Annotated in this window: 15 protein-coding genes; 6 read left to right on the forward strand and 9 right to left on the reverse strand. The window is 49.6% G+C overall.

Features of this window, described 5'->3' with window-relative positions:
* Positions 1-467 precede the first annotated feature (467 nt).
* A complete protein-coding gene (locus BN102_RS05785) occupies positions 468-1,655 on the reverse strand; it encodes an acyloxyacyl hydrolase (RefSeq protein WP_019208162.1) in 1,188 nt (395 codons plus the stop codon).
* Positions 1,636-2,583: a hypothetical protein gene (locus tag BN102_RS05790; RefSeq protein WP_156810942.1), complete on the reverse strand. Its 948-nt coding sequence runs from the start codon at positions 2,581-2,583 to the stop codon at positions 1,636-1,638. Before BN102_RS05790 ends, BN102_RS05785 begins: the two co-directional genes overlap by 20 nt.
* 422 nt (positions 2,584-3,005) lie before the next feature.
* Between BN102_RS05790 and BN102_RS05800 the strand changes: the two genes are divergently transcribed.
* A complete protein-coding gene (locus BN102_RS05800) occupies positions 3,006-5,684 on the forward strand; it encodes a valine--tRNA ligase (RefSeq protein ID WP_019208165.1) in 2,679 nt (892 codons plus the stop codon).
* A gap of 121 nt (positions 5,685-5,805) precedes the next feature.
* Here the strand turns inward: BN102_RS05800 and BN102_RS05805 are convergent, their stop codons facing one another.
* From BN102_RS05805 to BN102_RS05825, 5 genes are all read right to left on the reverse strand, one after another.
* Positions 5,806-6,258, reverse strand: a complete 453-nt coding sequence (locus BN102_RS05805) for a hypothetical protein (protein ID WP_019208166.1) — start codon at positions 6,256-6,258, stop codon at positions 5,806-5,808.
* An 84-nt stretch (positions 6,259-6,342) separates the two neighbouring features.
* Entirely contained in the window at positions 6,343-7,350 is a 1,008-nt protein-coding gene (locus tag BN102_RS05810) for a DUF6340 family protein (RefSeq protein WP_019208167.1), read from the reverse strand.
* Positions 7,351-7,396: 46 nt separating this feature from the next.
* A complete protein-coding gene (secA, locus tag BN102_RS05815; RefSeq protein ID WP_019208168.1) occupies positions 7,397-10,699 on the reverse strand; it encodes a preprotein translocase subunit SecA in 3,303 nt (1,100 codons plus the stop codon).
* A gap of 141 nt (positions 10,700-10,840) precedes the next feature.
* Positions 10,841-12,424 carry an alkaline phosphatase family protein gene (locus BN102_RS05820; protein ID WP_019208169.1) on the reverse strand — a complete coding sequence of 528 codons (1,584 nt, stop codon included), beginning with the start codon at positions 12,422-12,424 and terminating at the stop codon, positions 10,841-10,843.
* Positions 12,421-13,545 carry a lipoprotein N-acyltransferase Lnb domain-containing protein gene (locus tag BN102_RS05825; RefSeq protein WP_019208170.1) on the reverse strand — a complete coding sequence of 375 codons (1,125 nt, stop codon included), beginning with the start codon at positions 13,543-13,545 and terminating at the stop codon, positions 12,421-12,423. Before BN102_RS05825 ends, BN102_RS05820 begins: the two co-directional genes overlap by 4 nt.
* A gap of 687 nt (positions 13,546-14,232) precedes the next feature.
* Here BN102_RS05825 and BN102_RS05830 point away from each other — a divergent pair.
* From BN102_RS05830 to BN102_RS05850, 5 genes are all read left to right on the forward strand, one after another.
* Positions 14,233-14,559 (forward strand): hypothetical protein, encoded by a 327-nt coding sequence (locus BN102_RS05830; protein WP_019208171.1) that lies wholly within the window; start codon positions 14,233-14,235, stop codon positions 14,557-14,559.
* A 158-nt stretch (positions 14,560-14,717) separates the two neighbouring features.
* Positions 14,718-16,859, forward strand: a complete 2,142-nt coding sequence (locus BN102_RS05835) for a TonB-dependent receptor (RefSeq protein WP_036787366.1) — start codon at positions 14,718-14,720, stop codon at positions 16,857-16,859.
* A 79-nt stretch (positions 16,860-16,938) separates the two neighbouring features.
* Positions 16,939-18,051: a DUF4625 domain-containing protein gene (locus BN102_RS05840; RefSeq protein ID WP_035455551.1), complete on the forward strand. Its 1,113-nt coding sequence runs from the start codon at positions 16,939-16,941 to the stop codon at positions 18,049-18,051.
* Between the two features lie 27 nt (positions 18,052-18,078).
* The gene (locus BN102_RS05845) at positions 18,079-18,561 is read left to right on the forward strand and encodes a DUF4625 domain-containing protein (RefSeq protein ID WP_019208174.1); all 483 of its coding nucleotides are present in this window, start codon (positions 18,079-18,081) and stop codon (positions 18,559-18,561) included.
* Positions 18,562-18,600: 39 nt separating this feature from the next.
* Entirely contained in the window at positions 18,601-20,973 is a 2,373-nt protein-coding gene (locus tag BN102_RS05850; protein ID WP_019208175.1) for a TonB-dependent receptor, read from the forward strand.
* A 245-nt stretch (positions 20,974-21,218) separates the two neighbouring features.
* Here the strand turns inward: BN102_RS05850 and BN102_RS10545 are convergent, their stop codons facing one another.
* Both BN102_RS10545 and BN102_RS05860 read right to left on the reverse strand, forming a co-directional pair.
* Positions 21,219-23,558: an alpha/beta fold hydrolase gene (locus BN102_RS10545; protein WP_083867205.1), complete on the reverse strand. Its 2,340-nt coding sequence runs from the start codon at positions 23,556-23,558 to the stop codon at positions 21,219-21,221.
* Between the two features lie 11 nt (positions 23,559-23,569).
* Positions 23,570-24,940 (reverse strand): DegT/DnrJ/EryC1/StrS family aminotransferase, encoded by a 1,371-nt coding sequence (locus BN102_RS05860; RefSeq protein WP_021311054.1) that lies wholly within the window; start codon positions 24,938-24,940, stop codon positions 23,570-23,572.
* Between the last annotated feature and the right edge of the window lie 10 nt (positions 24,941-24,950).

Here is a 24,950-nt window from a genome sequence, read left to right on the forward strand (position 1 = left end):
TTTTATTAATTTTGCACCAATTTAAATGGCAATCGCTTAAACAAAAGGGTAAAACGGAAGTAGCAAATAAATACGATCCTACTGAAGATAAGATGCACCACCTGACGGATGTTGCTGATACGGAGCAGCTTTTCCAATTGATACAAAGACAACGTCCTTCAAGCAGTGAATGGCACAGGTAGCAAGCATGCGTCTCGACCAGCTGTAAGACCCGAAATCGTCTATTGACCAAACCGTGACTGACTATTGCCGGTCGGATCACTCTTATTTATGCAATCCTGTGCAAACGGACGCTTTATCCGCGTTGGACGATATAATCTTGACACCAATAGTTTCGATGTGGTTGAACCTCCTATGGCAACATCTGCCGCAAGCTTATTTGCTCGTGTTTGCGGGGAGAGACTGATACAGCCTGTCCTTCAGGATATTTTAGTCGCATCGAGGAATAAAAAAGAGATAAAGCCAACTTAACGGAACCTGTAACCGATTCCAAGCATCAGGTTGTTCGGATCTTTGAATCTGTAAAGCTGATAACCTGTGTGGATGAATATTTGGGGGGTTATATTCGTTTTCAAGGCAAAAATCTGATAGAAAGAATCCGTGTCTGGCCCTTTGCACAATATGTTACGGCCCCCCCCAATGTTGATGGAAAAGATCGGCATGACGACTTCGGCTCTAGCCGAGACTCCCAAGGAGAACTGCTCTCCGAATGGCGGTCTGTGGAACTTGATATCGTCGACGGGGAGATCCGTATTCACAATATGATCGGCAATGTTGGCGCTTTCATCGAACTGCGCATCGAGTGAGATCCCGGCACGAAAATATTTGCTGAAATTATACATCGGCGACAGGTTCATTCCCGCTACGGCGAATGTTCCCGGAACGACGACCGGAGTGCCGTCGTCGTCCCGACGGAAACCTTTCTTTCTCACCGAACCGTAGAATGCGAGATCGTAGCTCACGTACGGCTTGAACCGAATCTCCCTCTTTTCGTCCTTTCCGACATTTTCGGGATCGAAATCCCATGCCAGTCCCATGCTGCCTCCCGCCGTATTTATTCCGGCGTTTGGGTAGCTGGTATTACCGTTGGAGAAATGTGCCATTCCTATTCCAGCTTTCAGTTTGAGATGGGAACCGAGTCTCCAGTTCAGCAAAAGTCCGAAGCGAATGCAGGCATTAACTTTCGAACCGACTATGGTATTGGGCGGATTGGGGGTCTGATCGTATTTTTTCCAACCGAACGAAACTCCGAAATTCCACTCGTAGTCGAGCGACAGCCTTTCCGTCAGCGAGGCGATTCTGGAAGTCTGAAAGACGTACAGGGAGACAGGATTCCCGATCGTCGAAGGGTTGAAAAAGGTGTCGTATCCGATTCCTATCCCCTGTATCACATGAGGATAGAGCTTTCCGTAGAATGTTTCGGGGCCGAAACGGAAACCGTATTTCAGATGAGTGGAAAGCGCCGTACCGACAGGTCTTCCCTCGGTTTCAGTGCCTCTGAAAAACCTGTTGGTAGGCAAGGTATAGGACGGATTGACTCCCACATCCGCAACCGGTACGATTTTTCGGGGAGTATCATCTCCGCCGGATGCATCGGCCGAAGACAGTTGAAGCAGCAGGCACAGCATGGCAATTTCAATGATCGTCCCTCTCATCTTCCGCTTTTCTCTTCAAAATCGTGTAATCGAACGGCCGCTCGCTGTACATAGTGCCGGAAACAATCTTTTTTCTGCCCGTTTCCGGATTGGAAGCGTATACTTTGAAAGGGACCGAATATTTTTCCATCTGAATGTAAACCTCTACTCTCCGTTTTTCTCCGGCATTGATACTTACCTCTACGGCATAATTCCTGTCGAGCCCCGCGTCGATCTTCTGATTCTCCGTCCCGAAAACGATCTTCGTATCGTTCAGGACCGGCCGACCTTCCGCGATGTCCGGTATCGTGAGCTCGGGTAAGTCGGAACCGAATATTTTTGCGAATTCCCGGGTTTTCCATCCGGTATCGAAGCTGCAACTCACCCCCCGAAATGCGTCCCTATACGGACGAATCCATATCCCGACCGGGGCGGCGGACTCGGAATTGTCGACGATTACCGAACTCGCCGGCTCTAGGGAATTGTTCGACAGGAAGAGGGCATCCCATTCGTAGACGACATCGTCGATTCGATATTTTACGGACGGAGGAAACACCACGGAAATCATCTTCCGTTCGTACCTGTTCCCTACTTCGATCAGATAACGGGCAGGACCGTCGTCCAAGTTCTCTCCGCGAATCACCTCGAGCCTGCGATCGTCTTTTTTCTCTATCCTGAAATCGACGAATTCATCTTTTACGGCGACGACTGCCAACTCGCCTTCCTCCAACGGGAGAGGTTTCATCGGATTCCCCGCCGGATCGCAGACGGTGGTATAGACCGGAATGGAGGACAAAAAGTTTTTCGCGATTCCCAAGATCCCCCAGTTTTTCGCCTTGAAATTCACCGAAGCTTTTTCTGCCGTCACCGTAATTTCCGGCGGTTCAGAAAGAAAATCGTCGATAAATACGTCGGCGTTGCACGAGGTCAGCAGAATTGCGGAAGCCATACCATATATCTTGCAGACGTTTCTCATCGTTTATCGTTCGAGCTTCAAAAGAGGCTCGGTTGTTTTTCTCTGCAAAGATAGTTTTTTTAAGTGTAAAAACGAAAAATTAATGAATCTCCGCATTCCTCACAGCTACGATACCGATGGCGTCATCCCCGATAAAATAATAATTTCAGCATATTTAGGGGATAAGAAAAATAATGGTGTTAAGCTCTCAGTGGTCTGTTTGATCCCACGGACATTTCTCGTACAAATCGTCCATGATATCGAGAAGCTCTCCGAAAGTTTTCGTCTGTTCTTCTCTCGTAGGGATGTCCTTATTTATTTTGTTGAACAAAAGTACGCGATTATTTCTCCTTTTGTACACCAATTTTATTAATTTTGCACCAATTTAAATGGAAACCGCTTAAGCAAAGAGCAAAATGGAATTAGCAAGTAAGTACAATCCTGCCGATGTGGAAGGAAAATGGTACCAATATTGGTTAGATAATAAACTTTTCAGTAGCAGACCGGACGATCGAGAACCTTATACCGTCGTCATCCCGCCGCCCAACGTGACCGGCGTGCTCCACATGGGACACATGCTGAACAATACCATTCAAGATATCCTGGTCCGTCGTGCCAGAATGGAGGGGAAGAACGCTTGTTGGGTTCCAGGAACAGACCATGCTTCTATTGCGACCGAAGCGAAGGTAGTCAACAAACTGGCTCGACAGGGCATCAAAAAGGCCGATCTTACCCGCGAGGAATTCTTAAAGCATGCATGGGATTGGACGGAAGAACACGGAGGCATCATTCTGAAACAGCTCCGACGATTAGGTTGCTCCTGCGATTGGGACCGCACAGGATTTACGATGGACGAAATTCGTAGCAAAAGCGTCATTCGCGTATTTATCGACTTATACCGTAAGGGATTGATTTATCGCGGAGTCCGGATGGTCAACTGGGATCCGAAAGCTCTGACGGCTTTAAGCGACGAGGAAGTCGTCTATAAAGAAGAAAACAGCAAACTCTACTACCTGAAGTATTACTTGACGGAAGACGACGGTACAGGCGAAACAGGCGATGAGAAAGAAGTCGTTCATCGCGACGCAAGCGGAAAGCGTTACGCCGTCGTGGCTACGACCCGCCCCGAAACAATCATGGGCGATACGGCCATGTGCATTCATCCCAAAGATCCGAAAAACCGCTGGTTGAGCGGAAAGAAAGTAATCGTGCCGCTGCTAAACAGAGTCATTCCGGTTATCGAAGACGAATACGTCGACATAGCTTTCGGCACGGGTTGTCTGAAAGTAACTCCGGCGCACGACGTCAACGATCACCTGTTAGGTGAAAAATACAACCTCGAGAGCATCGATATTTTCAACGATGACGGAACGATCGGCGAAGCCGGCGTACTTTACGTGGGCATGGACCGCTTCGACGTCCGCAAACGGATCGAATCGGATCTGGAGGCCGCCGGTTTGATGGAGAAGGTCGAACCTTACTCCAACAAGGTCGGCTTTTCGGAGAGGACGAATGTCCCCATCGAGCCGAAACTTTCTATGCAATGGTTCCTCCGAATGCGACACTTCGCCGACCTTGCAACCGATCCTGTCATGGATGACGACATCCGGTTCGTCCCCGCCAAGTATAAAAACACTTATAAGCATTGGATGGAGCACATCAAAGACTGGTGCATTAGCCGTCAGCTCTGGTGGGGGCATCGTATCCCTGCTTATTTCATGCCGCAAGGCGGTTTCGTGGTGGCGGAGACGATGGCGGAAGCGTTGCAACTGGCGCAGGAAAAGACCGGAGATCGTACGCTGAAAGCGGAAGACCTGCGACAGGATCCGGATTGCCTCGATACCTGGTTCTCCTCCTGGTTATGGCCGATTTCCCTGTTTAACGGCATCCTCGCCCCCGACAACGAAGAAATCAGGTATTACTACCCGACCGCCGACTTGGTGACGGCCCCCGACATCATCTTCTTCTGGGTAGCCAGAATGATCATGGCAGGTTATGAATACCGACGCGAGATGCCGTTCAGAAACGTATATTTCACCGGCATTGTCCGGGATAAATTAGGCAGAAAAATGTCCAAGTCGCTCGGTAACTCCCCCGATCCTTTAGGATTGATCGAACAATACGGTGCTGACGGCGTGCGCATGGGAATGATGCTGTCGGCTCCCGCAGGAAACGACATCCTTTTCGACGAAACGCTTTGCGAACAGGGCCGGAACTTCAACAACAAGATCTGGAACGCTTTCCGCCTAGTGAAAAGATGGCGGATCGCCGACATCGAACAGCCCGCATACGCCCGACTTTCCACTGAATGGTTCGAAGCGATACTGGCAAAAACTGCCGACGAAGTGGCCGATCTGTTCGACAAGTATCGCATCAGCGAAGCATTGATGGCGGTCTACCGCTTATTCTGGGACGAATTCTCGGCCTGGTACTTGGAGATGATCAAGCCGGCTTACGACGAGCCCATCGATCAGGCGACATACAAAAAAACATTGAACTTTTTCGACGGCTTGCTAAAGTTATTACATCCGTTCATGCCGTTCATTACCGAAGAACTGTGGCAACATCTGTACGACCGTAAAGAAGGCGAAAGCCTGATGGTGCAAAAAATGGAATTCAGTCCGAGCTGGAACGAACAGGTCATTGCGGCGTTCGAAACGGTGAAAGGCGTCATCAGCGGCATTCGTACCATCCGCACTCAGAAACAAATCGCCCAGAAAGAAACGCTCACCCTTCAGATCATAGAGAAAAATCCTATCGCCCCATTCAACGACATTGTGACCAAACTTTGCAACCTATCGGCTATCGACGTAACGACGAACAAGGCCGAAGGCGCAGTCAACTTCATGGTCGGAATAACCGAATATGCCGTTCCGTTAGGCAATCTGATCGATACCGAAGAGGAAGTAAAGAAACTCGAAGCGGAATTGGAATACGAAGAAGGTTTCCTGAGAAGCGTTCAAAAGAAACTGAATAATAAAAACTTCGTCAGCAAAGCTCCTGCCGAAGTCATTGAGATGGAGCGCAAGAAGCAGGCTGACGCCGAAAATCGCATGGCAGTTATCAGGCAAAGCATCGCCGCTTTGAGAAAATAAATTGCCCATACCTCTTTCCAAACCCGAAGAAAGGGTCGGAGCCTGCTCATCTCGACCGGTTTGTATCCTCTGTCACCCGTTTCCGGAAGAAATGGGTGGAGGTTGTTATGCCCGTTTATGTTTATTCTTTAAGCAGATCTTCCAAGAATTTATCCAAATCCTCATCCAAACCTTCCATCAATCCATCGTTGATCACTAAGGTATCCTCATCATCCATCACCAACAGTTCCGCAACGCTTTCCTTTTCTTCATCCACCAATACGAAGGAATAAGGTTTCATAATATTCAACTTATCGAAGCCTCCCGTCGATTTCATTCCGTTCAGTATATTCCTCAAGATCCGTTCAGTCTCTACGTCGAAATCATCCTCTTCATAATCGACCCAGTCTGCGACGATGGTACGAGCCAATTCTTCGTCCTCATCATTACAGATAACCAATTCACCCACATCCTGTCTGGGCTGCAGATAGATGTCGGTAACCGCTTGATTCATTTCGGTGCCTCTCCTGTATTTATCCATCGCCTCCTCCATACAGGAGATCACCGCAGCTTTCGACTGTTCACTAAATCTCATATTCTATTCCTAATTTATTCGATGTTCAAAAATACAAAGAAAAAACTACCCACCATACATTTCATCCTTTTTTTCGGATATGGCCTACTCTTTCTGCTCGTCGAAGCGTTGCATCTGAATGTTCAACTTGCTTATATCCGCCTTTCGTTGCGTCAAACTGGTCTGATAATACGCTATCAACTGTTTATCAGAGGCATTCGTCTCTTTCGCCAACACCTCCGCCTTATCAATCCATTCCATCGCCTGATCGAGGTCATCTTTCAACTCGTAATACAAAGCGATATTATAGGCCGAACGCATTTTCGATTTGCCTTTCCTCGTATCATAGACTTTGCTCCACAAACGATGAGCTTCCTCCCAATTGTTTTCCCGCAAGGCGACCCCGGCATCCCGGAAGTCGCTGATACCGCCATCATAATAAAAGCGTTGAACTTCTTTCCAGAACGGTATCAGGTATGCGGCTTCCTTCGTGCCTGCATAGTCGGCCGTCTTTTCCGCTATTTCCCGATTGGTCAACTCCACGGTCAATTGGAAATGCAACGTATCCGCATGCGAGAGAGACGCCAAAGCCTTTTCTCTGCCCGGAACGTACAGGTGAAGCAACGACGTATACTTCGAACTCACGGCATCGATAAGCAGACCGTAATCGTCGTTATAGATGCGGGCATCGGCATTGCGAATGAAAAGGCGATCGACCGCGATAATCATGTCCACCTCCAAATCATTCGTCAACTGGTTTACCTGTCCGGGCTGCAACGGATGAAATTTCTGGGGAAGCGAATCGTTATCCTCATACAAAAGCGAATCGCAGATCACGACTTTATCGAAGTAGCGACCTTCGGCCAACGCATCGGCCAAACGTTGCGAGAACGTCTTGCCGTCTCCTTCGAAATCTTTCGTTCGCGACCTGAGATAAGATCCCGAATTCCGTTCGTCGTCAGGCATATTGTTAACGACAGCTACCCGCCTCACCTGATCGGGAAAAGTGGTTTGAGCGGGTTGCAGCTGTTCTATGCTCATCAACCGAATGCTGCTGCACGATGTCAATACCCCGATCGCGGCGGCTATCACTATTAATTGCAATTTTTGCATACGCCTCTCATTTTTCTTGTCAGTTACCGATAGTAAAGTACGAATGTCAGCGGGGCAAGTCTTTTCCGTGACAGTTCTTGTATTTCTTTCCGCTGCCGCAAGGACAAGGATCATTCCGTCCGATCTTCTTTTCCACCCGGATCGGTTCTCGTTTCTGTTCTCGCGTGTCGCGCGCTGCTGCCGCCTGCTGGTTGGGATCGGTCAAATCCTGCTTGGTCTCCCGGTATCGCTGTCGAGGAGTCTGAGGTTCGGGGGCGGCTTCCCTCACCTGTTCAGGCTGTTGAACAGGGATTTGTCCGCGCATCAATACCGAAATGGTATTGTTATTGATCGTGTTTACCATCGAATCGAACAGCGTCACGGATTCCAACTTGAATATCAACAACGGATCCTTTTGCTCATAACTCGCATTCTGCACCGAATGGCGCAGTTCGTCCAGCTCGCGCAAATTTTCTTTCCACGCATCGTCGATCGTATGCAGCAGGATAGATTTCTCGAACGATTTTACAATCTCGCGTCCTTCCGTTTCGTAAGCTTCTTTCAGGTTCACCGCTACGTTATACATCCGTTTGCCGTCGGTGATGGGAATGAGGATATTCTCGTACCGGTCGCCCTGCGTTTCTTCCACCTGTTTGATTACGGGATACGCGATCTGCGCCATCCGGTCGGTCTTGCGTTTGAAATTCGCTATAGCCGTATCGAACGTTTTTTCTATCAACCCGTCATGGCTTTTCTCATTGTATTCCTCTTCCGTGAAGGGAGGTTCCATCGCCAATGTCTGGAACATCTCCTCGCGAACGTTAGTATAATCGCCCAGTTCCACCGCATAGGAACAGCGGTCCCACACCGTGTTGACGATATCCATGCCGACGCGTTCGCCCATCAGCGCATGCCGACGTTTGGCATAGATAACCACCCGTTGCTTGTTCATCACGTCGTCGTACTCCAACAGACGTTTACGGATGCCGAAATTATTTTCCTCCACTTTTTTCTGAGCTCGTTCGATCGACTTGGAAATCATCTTATGTTCGATCATCTCTCCTTCCTTGAAGCCCAGCCTGTCCATTACTCCGGCGATGCGATCGGAGGAGAACAGACGCATCAAATCGTCTTCCAAAGACACGAAGAACACCGAAGAGCCCGGATCGCCTTGACGTCCCGACCGCCCGCGCAGCTGTCGGTCGACTCGACGGCTCTCATGCCGTTCCGTACCGATGATGGCCAAACCTCCCGCAGCCCTCACTTCGGGGCTCAGTTTAATATCGGTACCGCGACCGGCCATATTCGTGGCAATGGTTACGATACTCGACTGACCGGCCTTTGCCACGATATCGGCTTCCTTCTGATGCAGCTTCGCGTTCAGCACATTGTGCGGAATCTTTCGCATGTCGAGCATCTTACTCAGCATTTCGGAGATCTCGACGGATGTGGTGCCGACCAACACCGGCCGGCCTTCCTTCACCATCTTCTCTATCTCCTGGATAACCGCCCTGTACTTCTCGCGTTTGGTACGATAAACCCGATCGTTCATGTCGATACGGATTATCGGGCGGTTGGTAGGTATCACGACCACATCCAGTTTATAGATATCCCAAAACTCTCCCGCTTCCGTCTCGGCCGTGCCGGTCATACCCGCCAACTTATGATACATGCGGAAATAGTTCTGCAAAGTGATAGTGGCAAAAGTTTGCGTGGCGGCTTCTATCTTCACCCCTTCTTTAGCTTCGACCGCCTGATGTAAGCCGTCCGACCAGCGACGACCTTCCATGATACGCCCAGTCTGTTCGTCTACAATCTTAACCTGGCCGTCGATCACCACGTATTCGTCATCCCGGTCGAACATGGCATACGCTTTCAGCAGTTGGAGAATGGTATGCACGCGTTCCGACTTGATGGCGTAGTTCGTCAACAATTCATCTTTCTTCGTCAATCGTTCTTCTTCCGTCAGGCCCTGTTCGTTTTCCAAAGCGGACAACTGTCCGGTAATATCGGGCAAGACGAACAGATACGGATCGGGATCGTTGCCTGTCAGCTTGTCGATGCCTTTATCGGTGAGGTCGACGCTGTTCAGTTTTTCGTCGATCACGAAATATAAGGGATCCGTCACTTCCGGCATCCGCTTGTTATTCTGTTCCATGTATATTTCTTCCGTCTTCAGCATCCCCGACTTTATGCCCGGTTCGCTCAGATACTTGATGAGCGCCTTGTTCTTGGGGTAGGCCTTGTGGCTGCGGTACAAAGCGAGAAAACCGGCGTCGATCTCTTTCTGGTCGGAAGAGGCGATCCCTTTCTTCGCTTCCACCAAATAGTTCGTCGCCAAGGTTTTTTGCATCTCGAACAAGCGTTCGACCATCGGTTTGTACTGTTCGAACAGCTGATCCTCCCCCTTAGGAACCGGACCTGAGATGATCAACGGCGTACGGGCATCGTCGATCAGGACGGAATCGACCTCGTCGACGATGGCATAGTTATGGGCGCGTTGCACCAAGTCTTTCGGGCTGATGGCCATATTGTCCCGGAGGTAGTCGAAGCCGAATTCATTGTTCGTACCGAAGGTAATATCGGCCAGATATGCTTTCCGGCGAGCTTCGGAGTTCGGTTGGTGCTTATCGATACAATCTACGCTCAAGCCGTGGAATTCGTACAGAGGGCCCATCCATTCCGAGTCTCGTTTCGAGAGGTAATCGTTCACCGTCACCATGTGAACGCCGTTTCCGGTCAAGGCATTCAGGAATACCGGTAAGGTAGCCACCAGCGTTTTTCCTTCGCCCGTGGCCATTTCCGCGATCTTTCCCTGATGGAGCACCACTCCGCCGAACAATTGCACATCATAATGAATCATGTTCCATACGATCTCATTGCCGCCGGCGATCCAGCGGTTCACATAAATAGCCTTGTCGCCTTCTATACGAAGGAAATCCTTCCCTTGCGCGGCCAATTCGCGGTCGAAATCAGAAGCTGTGACCACGATCTCCGTATTTTCCGTAAAACGGCGGGCCGTATCCTTCATGATGGCGAAAGCTTCCGGCAACGCGTCGTCCAACGCTTTCTCGTAGATGTCCAAGACTTCTTTCTCTAACTTATCTATCTGATTGAAAACGGGTTCTCGGTCTTCCAGCTCCAACGTTTCCACTTTTTCTTTCAGTTCCAGAATCTTCTGTTTGCTCTCGGCCACCGGTGCCTGAACCTTTTCCTTCAGGCGGACGGTCCGGGCGCGAAGTTCATCGTTGCTCAATTCCGAAATATCCGGATAGACAGCCTTAATCTTGTCTACCCAAGGTTTTATTTCTTTCATATCGCGAGTTGCTTTATTGCCAAACAACTTTCCTACCAATTCATTAAATCCCATCGTATTCTTTTTTTACTATTTACTCTTTATTTCCATTCATGCAAATGTATAACAAAATGCTGATTTCGCGGCACCTTATCTGCTTTTATTTTCGCCCTGGCCGTTTGTCTCGACCGACAGGAGCGCAATATTCCATCAGGTCTATTTTCGGCAATCGGCAATCGGCGCTAACGTAGAGGCGTTAGGCGCTCTGATCCGCAAGGCATGAGCGATGGTAGGCGCGATACGACCTATCTTTGCCGGAACTTGAATAAGCTCGGGTTTGATCTCCCATCCCATCAGGAAGAGGGGAACGGCATGATAGGCATGCCTGACCACTTGCTTGGAACCGTCCGCGTCGTTCACAATCGTCCAGCCCGGCCATATCTCCACCCAGATATCTCCCGAGCAGGCGACATGATAACGATTCTTTATTGGGGCCATCTCCGGCGTCCACGAACCCAACTGCAAGCGTTGCGAGGTATAGACATCCTTCACCCCGCTGAATTGAACTAAGAAATCAGCGCTCTGATTCAGGATGGCTGTCAGGTTCAGATTCCTGGTCTCCAAGAGTTTGTGATTCAAGAAAATCTCGTTGTCCGTATGCGTCTCCACATATTGCCCGTCGCCGTGCAAAGCTGCCAGATACATATTCAACAAGGCCGCACAGCGATTCATGTGAAATTCTCCTCCGGGAATTCGGTACTGTTCGGGATAGGCGGCATCCGTATCCGCGTATCCCGTGGAAGTGACAAACAGCAAAATATTGTGCAGACCGACTCTGCGATCCAACATCTCCAAGAGTTCGGCGATACTGTTATCCAGTCGGGCATACGCATCTTGGATTTCCATCGCACCGTCGTGCACGGACAGCTGGTTGTAATTTCCGGCATAATAAGCCACGGAGAGGAAATCAGGCACCTGATCGTACCCCATAGACGCGGAAGCCAGGCAGGCACCGACCAGTTTGTTCACTTCATCGTTCACCAACGGACTGGTCTTCAGCCGGCGATATTTATTGTTCTTCTCGTCGCTGAAACGATGCTTGAAAGCGGCCGACGGATTCTCGGTCGCCAAATAATGATAGACTCCTGCAGGCAAGGAGGGAGTCCAGACGAGATCGTCGATCCGCGTGTCCAATCCTTCCCGATCGTTCAACGCAGAGACCCACTCGGGAAAAGCGCCGTAGTAGGTACTCCCGCTCCATTTACCCGTATCGTCGTCGATCCAGAAAGCTCCTTTCGCGGAGTGTCCAGCAGCCAAAACCGCCATTTCGCGAGTCGGAGCGATCGCATATACCTGAGCCTTCCCCTGCGTGGCCACCATCAGTTCGTCGGAAATCGTAGAGGCCTTCAGGTTTGCGGCGGAGGTCGACTCCGAAGAATAGATTCCCATGAAACGAGCATCGTCTACGCAGCCGATCGTGCGCAATGTACGGCGGTCCATCCACCGATTACCGACGATCCCGTTCATATAAGGGACGGTACCGGTATAAATGGCGGCGACGGCCGACGCCCGATCGACGTCGATGAAATCATACTCTGCCTGCGGATAGAACCGGGCTTCTTTCTTCAACCGCTTGAACCCGCGACTTCCGTACAAGGCAGAGAATGCATCGAGAAAGTCCACCCGGAGCTGATCGATGGTCAGTCCGACCACCAACTTCGGGACTTCGGGAATGTTTTGAGCCTGCAGGCTCAAAGCTAAAAGGGTTAAAAGCGACGTGAGTAGATGTTCTTTTTTCATGGATAACTCTTGTAAATAAGCCAATGGCTTGCGGATGTTACCAACAAGCACAATGCCAAAGGTACTACCGAAGCATTGAAAGTTTGTCGAACCAACGGCATTAAAATCATAAAAATGATTAAATAGCTGACATTGATAGCATGGTATGCGTCCCGCTGCCGCTTCACATCTTTCCGGATCATAAAAGGTAGGTAAAAGAGGGGGATCGGATTCAGCAACATGAACAGCCAATTGCTGTCGACCGTAGGCTGGACGGAGAAGAACATCAGAAAAAAGAGGATGATGCCGGCTAAACCTTGCGCGCCGAAAAGGCACAGATCCCATCCCCAGCAAATCCGTTTCTGCTTTATTTGAATACCCATCACGACCATTGTTATGAGTAAAAGCAAGACAGCACAGACAAACGGCGAAAGGAAAAAACCCGGAGCGGACGGCGCCTCGGTAAAAGCAACGACGTATCCCTCGCTGCCGACCAGATTGCGGACGGTATCGCCGACAACGATGCGGGCGTCTTTCGCATACGCGGAAAGGTAAAACGGAGCGAACATCTGTTCCCGAACGGAAACGGGCGCATCTGCATCCTGCCCTAACAACAGATCGATACCGAATTCGTCCCACGCGCTTTCCTTCGTGTATTCGTGAACGATGGAACGGAAAGATTTCACGGAAGCGTCGGTCGGATAAACCACCTTTCCATCCACGCATTCTTCGATCCGATCGCGCACTTTCGACGTGCAATTATTGAAGAAGTAATTATACCGATAAATCCTATTCTCCGGTTTGCAATTCTCCAGGAGCACGTTCCACAAGCGAACAGCTTCCGCTGGGGTCAGATTCAACCGCTGCTGAAAGATGCCTCTTCCCCTTCGCCGGTAGCTTTCCACGAAATCGGAAAACGATTCCGCTCCCAACGCATAATCCGTATCTCCTCTGATGAATCGCAGCACGAAGTGAGGAGCATCGAAGCTGAACAGCCCGTAGTTGAAAACGACGTCCGTCCCATCCTTTACCTTTTCGCAGCGCAACGCCGTATGCCCGAACAATTGATAGATCTCTCGCCCCGGCTGACACGTCAGCAGACTCCACCGCAAACTGTCCTGTTCAGCAGCGTACAGTTGCATAAAAGAAAAAAACAAACGAGGTATGCGATCCCTTTTTTCATTGCACGACGATCATTTTATCGTGCAAAGATAGTGTAAGCACGGAGGAAAGTCAAATTTTATCCGATTTTTTCCGAATACCTCGCGAAAACATGGGATACTCCCTTTGAATAAGGTTTCCGGTCTATCCCGAAGCCTCCAAAATAATTCTTGGGGCCTTGCTAAGCCAGTCAAAGCCTCCAAAATAATTCTTTGAAGCTTGCTAAGCCAGTCAAGACGTTCAAAATAATTTTTCGAAGCTTGCTAAGCCGGTCAAAGCCTCCAAAATAATTTTTCGAAGCTTGCTAAGCCAGTCAAAGCCTCCAAAATAATTTTTCGAAGCTTGCTAAGCCAGTCAAAGCCTCCAAAATAATTCTTTGGGCCTTGCTAAGCCAGTCAAGACGTTCAAAATAATTTTTTGAAGCTTGCTAAACCAGTCAAAGCCTCCAAAATAATTTTTTGGGCCTTGCTAAGCCAGTCAAAGCCTTCAAAATAATTCTTTGGGCCTTGCTAAGCCAGTCGACTCGCCCGCCGTCAAGTTCGACGCATTTCTGCTACCTACTTGTAGGTAAAAGGAGGAGGATCGTCCGCAGAAAAACAATTATTAACATTCAAACATCTTCCCGAACGAATAAAAGTCTTTATCTTCGTCATCGCTTAAAGAACGGAATGAGGACGAAGACCAAAAACAGAATCATCGTCGCATGGGTGCTGCTCATAGCGCTTATGCCTCTTTTCATTGTGAAAAGCATTCACTATCACAGCGAAAAGAAAATGATCAGCTGCCACTCGGAAAAGGGATCCGCCCAGCTACCCGCCGACGAATGCGTAGTCTGTCAGTTTACGCTCTCTCCGTTCACCCAGGGCGAAACGATTCAAATTCACTGTCTGATTCCGGTTTTCTCTTATAAACCGGTATATCGTGTGGACAAGCCGAGCCATCGCCCTGTCTATTCTCCACATTTACGCGCTCCTCCTATTTGTCAGGCCATATAGCATGAGGTAATCGTATCGTTATCTCCTTTGTTCTATGCCGGCATTTGAGATTATTTGTCGTAGGGCGGATTGCGCAAATAAAAAGTGTTCATTGACCGGCCGACTGGGATACGAGAGATTATTTCAGTAACTATTTCTGTCAAATAATAAAAGCAGCCATGAAGAGAATAATTACCACCGTCGTAATATTCCTGTTCGTCGTTTTATCTCACGCCCAACCGCAGGATACGGTCCAAAGCATGATAAAAAACGGCGTAACGATGAATGAAGTCGTCATTATAGGAAATAAGAACCAGCGGGACATGCAGATGAAATCCTCGCAAAACCTCGTCAGCATCAGCAAATCCTACCTCGATGCCAACATTGCGGGCAGCTTGATGCAGAGCTTGGCAGGCATACCTGGAGTAAAAGCCATGCACATCGGCTCCGGGCAATCCAAGCCTGCCATACGGGGATTGGGGTTCAATCGTATGGCGGTGACGGAGAACGGTATCAAACACGAAGGCCAGCAGTGGGGAGAGGATCACGGTCTGGAGATCGATCAATTCGCCATCGATAAAGTCGAAGTGATCAAAGGCCCTTCCACCTTGCTCTACGGGTCGGATGCCATTGGAGGCGTCATCAATCTGTACAGCAATTATCTTCCTATCAAACGATGCGAAGGCAAGCTCGATCTCTTCGCCCGAAGCAACAACGAATCGGTCGGGCTCTCGGCGCAATTGGCGGGGAAAGGCAAACGCTTTTATTACAAGGCGAACCTGACCTGGATCGACTATGCCGATTACCAGGTACCCGTCGACAGCATTCAGTACTATTCTTATTACATTAAGTTGAAAGAGCGACGCTTGCGCAACACGGCAGGGAAAGAACGGGACGGAAGCTTGACGCTGGGATACTTGGGAAATAACTTCTCAACCAACTTAAAGGTCTCCGATGCCTATGCCAAAAGCGGATTCTTCGCCGACGCACACGGATTGGAAGTACGGATGTCGGACATCGATTACGATCGCTCCCGGCGCGATATCGATCTGCCTTATCACCTGGTCAATCATATCAAAGTACTGAATCAATCGACATGGCGATGGGGAACGATCCGCTGGAAAAGCAATCTGGCCTACCAGCACAATCTCCGCAAGGAACAGTCGGAACCCGTATCGCACGGCTACATGCCCCTGCCCCCCGGTACCTTGGAAAGGAAATATGTAAAGAATACCTATACGGCCCATCTCAGCATGAACGCCTCGATAGCCGAAAAGCATAACCTGAACGCCGGCGTGAACATGGAATATCAGCATAACAGACGCGGCGGTTGGGGGTTCATCATTCCCGATTTCGAAACGGCTTCCTGCGGAGGATATGTCTACGAGCGGTATCATCTGACGGAAAATATGATTCTGAGCGCGGGCGTGCGTTTCGACAGAGTGCATACGCACATCCGCCCTTATCACGACTGGTACAAGACGCCTGTCGAAGGAGCCGACTCGGTGTATAAGGAACGCTCCGCCGACTTGACACGTTCTTTCCACAGCCTCACCTGGTCGCTCGGCGTGAATTACCATGCAGGGCAATGGATATGGAAGGCGAATCTCGGGAAAAGCTTCCGGGCGCCGATTCCGAAAGAATTGGGAGCCGACGGAATCAATTACCACATCTTCCGTTACGAAAAAGGAACATCCCGGCTATCGCCGGAAGAATCGTACCAGCTTGATGCCGGCATCCATTGGCACAGTGAGGCCATCCACGTTCAGGTGGATCCGTATTTGAATTATTTTCCCAATTACATCTATTTGAATCCGACTTCTGCCTATACCGAAGGGTTGCAGACCTACTACTATACGCAGAGCAGAGTGATCCGCTACGGATTCGAAGCGGAAGCCAGTTATCGGTTTCTACCGAACTGGGAAGCCGGAATAAAAGGAGAGTATCTGCATGCCGAACAACTTTCGGGCGATAAAAAAGGATATACGTTGCCTTTCTCGCCGCCCTGGTCGGCCAGTGCGGAATTGAAATACATCCTTTCGCCGGAACAGGAAGAGGCGGGCGGCTTCGTTTCGATCACCTGCAAGGTCGTGGGCGATCAACATGAAATCGTCCCTCCCGAGAAAGCTACCCAGGGATATCAGGTACTGAATATAGCCGTAGGAAAAGTTTTTGCATGGAAAGACTACAGGATAAGACTGAATCTGCAAGGACTGAATTTATTAAACAAGAGATATTATGACCATACCAGCTACTATCGGTTGATCGATGTGCCCGAACCCGGTCGTAACTTCTCGCTCATGATAGGATTTGATTTTTAAAACAAATATTAAAAACGACGAAGAACGTGCCGAAAAAAAGAGAAACCGGCAAAGACTTCGATTTAAAAAAGTAACCATTATGAAAAAGAATTCGATATTTACGATAACATTACTGTGGAGTGCATGTGCACTCATCTTTTCGTCCTGTAAAGACGATAAAACGGAAGATGCCGCCAAACCAGCCATCGAGTTGAACGAAGTAGGCATGGAAAACAGCAAAACCGTAACAGCCGGAAGCGACCTCCACCTCGAAGGCAAGATCACCGCCGAAAATCTGATAAAACGCATCGACATCGATATCCATCAGGAAGAGGGCGGTAGCTTCAAGATCACAAAATCGTTCACCGAAGGCAAGTACATTGGGGTGAAGAATACAACCTTCCACGAACATATCGATATTCCCGCCGACGCTCCCGCCGGGAAATATCACCTGCACTTCTCCGTGACCGATCAGTCGGGACAAACGGAAATGAAAGAATCGGAACTGACCGTAAAAGCCGTCGCCGCACATATCAAGGTGGAAGACCTGAAGTTCGGCGCGTCGCACGATTTCCCCGACAACAAGATCGGCTATGCAGGCACCAAACCGATGATATCCGCCCATATCACAGCGGAAAACGGCCTCGAAAAGATTAAAGTATTTATCCATAACGAAGAAGGTACGCCTGCCTTCGAAATAGATACCACCTATACGTTCAACGGCGAAAAAGAATGGGGCACCGGCGGACAACACAAACACGTCGTCGTTTCCGAAAAGGCTCCCGTGGGCGAATATCACCTGCACTTCAACGTCTACGATAAAAACGGAGAAGTGTCGGAACACGCCATCGAAGGCATCTTCTTCAAAAAGAGCGATGCCGCCTTGTCGGAGATCGAAATAGGAACCAATCGCTCGGCTACTGCCTCCGACATACCGACGAAGTTCAAGGTAAAAGCCGAGGATGACCTGCATGCGATCCGCACGCGCATTTACAAAGAAACCGCCCCGAGCGAATACTTCTACAACCGTACATGGAAAGAAGCATTTGCCGGCAAAGAGCTGAAAGAATACGCTTTCTCCCAAAAGCTGGAAGCGAAGGACGATAAAGGCAATCCTACCGCCGCAGGAACATATATTCTCGAGATCAGAGTGGAATATGCGCAGGGGGCGAACAAAGTATTCAAGGAGAAATTTAACATTATAGAAAAATAAATCCGCACTTAAAAATTTAAAGTATTTATGACAAACGACAAGCATTTGATCATCTACAGCTTGCTCATCTTCCTCTTTGCTACAAGTTGTAGCAAAGAGGACAACGGCAAGGACCTGGATAAACCCGTCATCGAAACGAGCAGTGAGGCCGTTCCGCAGAACTGTCAGGCATACCGCAAAGGAGAGGAAATTCCCTTTCGATGCACTTTTACCGACAACGTGGAATTAGGAAGCTACAACATCGAAATTCATCATAATTTCGATCACCATACCCATAGCACGGAAGCAGGGGATTGTTCATTGGACAAAATAAAAGCCCCCGTACGACCGTGGGTGTACAATAAGGATTTCACTATTCCAGAGAAATCATCGCGCTACGACGCGCAAGTAAATATCCCTGTTCCCACGGAGATCGATTCGGGAGACTATCATTTCATGATCAGAGTAACCGACAAATCCGGCTGGCAAGAACTGAAAGCCGTAAGCATAAAGATTTTGGATAAAGAATAAACGAAAACATACATATACAATAACCAAACAATCATTTTTATGAACCATATACACGATAAAAAACAAACACTCATCTATTTGTTCATCACCCTGCAACTGCTTTTCTCCCCGCTGTTCGCCAACGATAACCTACCCTTGCCCCGTAAGGATACGGACGCCAACATATACGGGCACGTAAAAGACAAAAAGAACGGAGAACACCTGCCGTACATCAATATCGTGATAAAAGGCACGACGATCGGCACGACGACCGATGCCTCCGGGCATTACTTCTTGAAAAACGTGCCTGTAGGTACCCTGACCGTGGAAGTCAAATATCTCGGATACCGCACGATACAAAGGAAAGTGACCGTCCGGAAGAACACTACTCAAGAGCTGAACTTCGAACTGGAAGAGGACGATATCGCCTTGGACGAAGTCGTCATTTCCGCCAATCGAATGGAAACGATGCGCAGAGTTGCTCCGAACCTGGTCAACGTCGTCGACTCGAAACTGTTCGAATCCACCCATTCTACTTGCCTGGCGCAAGGATTATGTTTTCAGCCGGGAGTACGCGTGGAGGACAATTGCCAGAACTGCGGCTTTACTCAAGTCAGAATCAACGGATTGGACGGACACTATTCGCAAATACTGATCGATTCGCGCCCGATCTTCTCGGCCTTGACCGGAGTGTACGGGTTGGAGCAAATACCATCGAACATGATCGAACGGGTAGAAGTAGTACGCGGGGGCGGTTCCGCCTTATTCGGGGCATCGGCCATCGGAGGCACTATCAACATCATCACCAAAGAGCCTGCCCGCAATTCGGCAGAAACTACCCACTCGCTGATGTCGTTAGGCGGCAAGAACTCTTTCGAAAACAATACCACATTAAACGCATCGTTAGTGACGAACGACAATAAGGCGGGATTCTTTGTCTACGGGCAGAATCGGTATCGCGCCGGCTACGATCGCGACGGAGACGGATATACGGAACTCCCCACTCTAAGAAACCAAACCCTCGGCCTGCGCTCCTTCCTGAGGCTTTCGCCTTATTCCAAACTGAGCTTGCAATATCATGGCATCAATGAGTTCCGCCGCGGGGGAAACCTGCTGAGACGCCCGCCTCACGAAGCCAATATCGCCGAACAGGTAGAACACAACATCAACGGCGGCGGATTGAGTTACGATTACTTCGCTCCCGACGAAAAGAATCACATTAACGTCTATTTTTCCTTCCAGCATACGGCCAGAAAGAGTTATTACGGCGGTACCGGGGAAGGCATCAGCGACGAAGATAAAGCAAATGCAATGAAAGCCTACGGAACCACCAGCGACCTGACTTTAGTCGGCGGCGCCCAATATGTCCATTCGTTCGACAGGCTGCTCTTCATGCCTTCCGACTTTACGATGGGCGCAGAATACAATCACGACGGGCTGAAAGATGAGGTACCGGCTTATCAGAGACTCATGGATCAGAAAGTACGCATTGCCAGCGCCTTCCTGCAAAACGAATGGAAAAACGAACGGTGGAGCTTCCTCATAGGGAGTCGCATCGATAAACACAACATGGTGAATCACGCCATCTTCTCACCCAGAGTAAACCTGCGCTTCAACCCCAGTAGAAATGTCAACCTGCGCGCCAGCTACTCCGGCGGATTCCGCGCCCCACAAGCCTTCGACGAAGACCTGCACGTAGGCATTGTCGGAGGAGAACGGGTAGTAACGCGCTTAGCTGATGGTCTGAAAGAAGAACGTTCGCACAGTTTCAGCCTTTCGACCGATTTATACCATACCTTCGGAAAAATACAGACCAATCTATTGATAGAAGGTTTTTGCACCCTGCTGGACGATGTCTTCGCTTCGAGAAAATTAGACCAGAAAGATCCGCAAGGCAACGAAATTCAAGAACGTTACAACGCTTACGGAGCAAAGGTCTGGGGAGTGAATGTGGAAGGAAAGACGGCATTCACCTCCTGGTTCCAATTGCAAGCCGGTATCACTTTGCAAAAGAGTCGCTACGACGAAGCGGTGGAATGGGACGAAAACGCACCGAAGGAGAAAAGGATGATGCGTACTCCCGACGTATATGGGTACTTTACCGCTACTCTCAATCCGATGAAGCGATTGACCGCCTCTCTATCCGGCACCTATACCGGAAAAATGTTGGTCGGACGCGCCGGTATCGATGAGGGACCGGCGAAACGGGCTCCGCTCGCCGTCCATACGCCCGATTTCTTCACGCTGAACCTGAAAATGGCCTACGATATGCCCCTGTACAAGCATACCACACTGCAAGTCAACGCAGGCATACAAAACGTAACGGATGCCTATCAGAAAGATTTCGATAAAGGGTGGAATCGCGACTCGGGATATATCTACGGGCCGTCTCTGCCAAGAAGCTACTTCATCGGTGCCAAAATAAGTTATTGAGCACCTTCCGACTTACCAGAATCTATACCCTTTCGGGTATAGATTCTGGTTTCGGTTGGCGGCGGGAACCATCAGCAGACTGATATGTCGATGGTCGGCATCTTTTCCTTCTTCCCCATCTTCGCATTAGGGAAGAAAGTAAGGAAATAAATCGAGTTGGCACTTTACTGATCCGTAACAAGTCTCAAACCGTTCGGTCTCGCTCCGGATAAGAGCAGAGAAAGTTAGAAGCTCTATTATTCCGACTATTTCAGGAACCGATCGATAAAAGCATAGGCCCGTTCCCTTATTTCCGGAGGAAAATCATGCCCGCACGCAGGAAAAACCGTCTCAAACTTATCCGAGGCATGTAGCAACGCGTACACTTCAGCAATGTGTTCCGCTCCAATCCTTACGCCCTCTATCGAAAAATTACCGTCATACAGCGGCGAAACGGAACAAAAGGGACGAGGAGCGATACAGGCAATCACTTCATCGAAATCGAAAGGCATCCGCTCGGGATCCAACCCATACTTAGTCTTGACAAGCGGCATGTATCGGTCTTGAGCCCAAGGTCCCAACCGGCCTCCATACAGTTTCGTAGCCTCTTCACCCACATTGTAATAATCCAACAAGGTCCAACCGCAACTCGAAACCGTCACTTTGATCCGCGGATCGAAAGCCGCGACGAAAATAGCGTTATGTCCGCCGAGCGAATGCCCAATGACTCCGATCTTTTCCTTATCGACATAAGGAAGCGACTGCAACAGATCCACACAAGCGATATGATTGAAAATGCCTTTCATCGTTCCCGAAACATAACGGTCTTTCCGAAAGTTATGATCGGCCAATTCGCCGAATCCCGGATAATCCGGTGCAATCACCACGTATCCCCGTTCCGCCAACTCGCGCGCATAAGCTCGGTTGGCAATGGAAGTGGTACCGTCTATAATGCGTTTCCCTTCTGTTCCCGTGCTGTGCAAGGCTAACACGGCCGGATATGTTTTTCCTTCGATATCTTTAGGTTTGTACAGATAGGCGTAAACTTTTTCGGCAGGAGCTGCTTCGAAACGGATACTGTAACGGATATACCGTCCCCGATCGAGAGAATCGACATAATGAATCGCCATGTCGTGCGGAGTATCCACAGGCAAGGGGCCCATTGCTTTTTGCATATTCGTCAAGATCTCCTGCCTTTGTTGTTCCCAATTCGCTTTCGTCTCCATTTTCCACGGATCTCTCCGATCGGCCTTCTCGAGAAGCGTACGCATCGTTTTCATCAGATAATCTTCCGCATCGGGCGCTACCGGGCTCGATTCGATTTCATATCCACCTTCTTCGTAATCCTTCTTCGTCCCCACATAAAATGGGCCGTAATCGCCATAAGCGGCCATGGCTACAAATTTATCGGGAGCCATGGCCTTCGCAGCCAACTGATACTGTACGAACAGCTCGCCGGGCATGAACAGGATGCGGGCGTCGCCGACGGCCAAGCAAGCGGTTCCGATACTTTTCCCCTGCAGGCGTCTTTTATACCATCCCAAACGCCCCATATTATTCGCCAGAATCCGCTCGCTCATACCTGAGAAGGTATGCGCTATCTCCGCCACTTTCGGATTATACGGTAGGAAGAGCGGTTCTGTCACCCAACGCAGGTCGTTCGCTCCGACAAGGTACTTTCGGGTATTTTTCCAGGCGCGCTCCATCCCGTCGGCGAGACGTCGAGCGAGCGTATCGCGCAACTCGTGAGTACCGTCGTTATACTTCCCGGCAGCAATATTCCCTCCCGCCCCGTTGAAATGAACATGCAACGCATCCGGAACGGCCAGCTGACGAAGGAAACGGGCGATGCCGGGGAAATCGGGATTGGCCACCTTTGTCAGATAGTAACTCTGAGGATGCGTAGCATAAAAACTGAGGACGGCCAAAGGTTTATCGCCGTTCCAGAAACTCAGCAAGGATACGTCCGGATCGATCAGTCCTTCGGGCAAAGCCCGCACCGCCGGATCTTTTTCCGCTGAGCTACGCATAGAAACGATCTTCCCGTCCTTTATATTGACTCTGCGATTAGAGGCAACCTTGTACACGGGCGCTTTCCCCAGACCGACGCTCGTCACGGGCTGCTCCTTCGAAAGCCCCATGCGAATGCCATCCTGTATGTCTTTGATCAGTTTCCGGGCGAACGTCCCGTCGAAACAACTCGGATCCATGCCGTGTTCTTTTAAGATTTTCTCGGCGGTAAAATCACATATCGGTGCGTCGTGCTGATGGAGGGTGTGTACCTCCACGCGTTCCGGTGTAGTCCCGGCCGCCTCGGCCAAAGAAGCCTTAAAAACATCCTGTGCTTCATTGGCGATGCCGATCCAATCGATGGCACACAGCACAATCGGCTTTCCCGCCCCCAAAAGCACGACTCCCTTGGCCCGCAAGGAGAGATCGCCCGATTTTTCCATCGGGTCATAAGTCAGCTGAGTGCCTACCGGCGGGGTAGCGCTGACATCGAAGGTCGAAAGCCGCAACCCCTTCTCATTTAAAAGAGATTGGGCAAACGTCATTTGCCCAATTCCCATCATCATATATAAAACAAAGAATAATTTTTTCATCATAATCCGATTTTTCACGAAATCAAATGCAACTGATCCCTGTTCTCGTATACCTTCATAATAGCGTTGATAACGTCGTCCATATCCTCTTTCGCAGCCAATAACGGGCCGGAAGCCCAGAGCATGACCATATTGGCGCAAACCCAGTCGCAATTCGGCAGACTCAAATCGGCTTTGAACTGCTTCAGCCGTTCAGGCGTGTACATCGCCTTATATTCTTTTCGAGCGATGATATTCTCCGTCCAAGGCTCTCTGTGCAAACCGTTACGGATATAAGGACTCAAGGCAATGCCTTCGGCCGCCAACGCTTTCAGGAACGTATTGCGATCGACATCGTTCCAATACTCTTTATGGAAAGCCATCGTATAGAGATAGAACGAACCCTTCGTCGTGCCCTGATATAATTTTTGCGGAACCAACGCCTGGAAATCCTTGAGCTTGGATGTCAGATAATTCGCATTTCGGTTACGCGTTTCGAAACGTTCCTCTGCAGAGGCTAACTGTTCCAACAAGACAGCTGCCTCGAACTCATTCATTCGATACTTGGGGCCGATGGTCACCGAACGTCCCTGCCGGTTTGTACCGTGATTCTGAACCGTATAGCAATCGTCCAACAGTTTTTCGTCATTGCTGATAATACCGCCACCTTCGCCGCAACAGATCGTCTTGCTGGTCTGAAAGCTGAAGCAGCCGGCATCACCGATGGAACCTATTTTCTTTCCTTGGTACACGGCCAAATGAGCCTGACAAGCATCCTCGATCACTCTCAGATCATGCTCTTTAGCGATCTTCATGATATTTTCCATGTCGCAAGGCTGCCCCATCATGTGTACGGGCATGATAGCCTTTGTATTCTTATTGACCTTTTTAGCCACTTCGACCGGATCCAATTGGAAAGACTCCTTATCCAAATCGACCATGACCGGGAGTGCCCGCGCGCTGATGATCGAAGAGATGGTACCCATGTCTGTATAGGGGGTGGTGATGATCTCGTCGCCCGGTCCCACTCCCAGCGCCTCGACTACCGTATGCAGGGCTTGCGTCCCCGAGCCGGTGCACACGCATCCCTTCGTTTCCAGCAACTTGGCATATTCTCGTTCGAAGGTCGCTACGTTGCCGTTCATTAAATTATCAATCCGGCACCATTTGCCGCTGCGAATCGTCTCGGCCACTTTTGCTACGATCTTCTCGTCCGGCATCGGCCATCGGGGCCATACCTTATTCTTCACCACCGGTTCGCCTCCCAAAGCCGCCAACTTTCCATGCCGCTTTACATAGAAAGAAGCCGCCTCCGTAGGTTTCAAAGAACCGGCTGCCGCCATGGCGATGGTACCAGCGGACAATGTACTCAAAAAAGAGCGTCTTGACATTTTTTTCGATTTCATATTACTTCTG

Origin of the sequence: Phocaeicola abscessus CCUG 55929 (assembly GCF_000312445.1) — a bacterium.
In the GTDB taxonomy this organism is placed as follows: domain Bacteria; phylum Bacteroidota; class Bacteroidia; order Bacteroidales; family Bacteroidaceae; genus Phocaeicola; species Phocaeicola abscessus.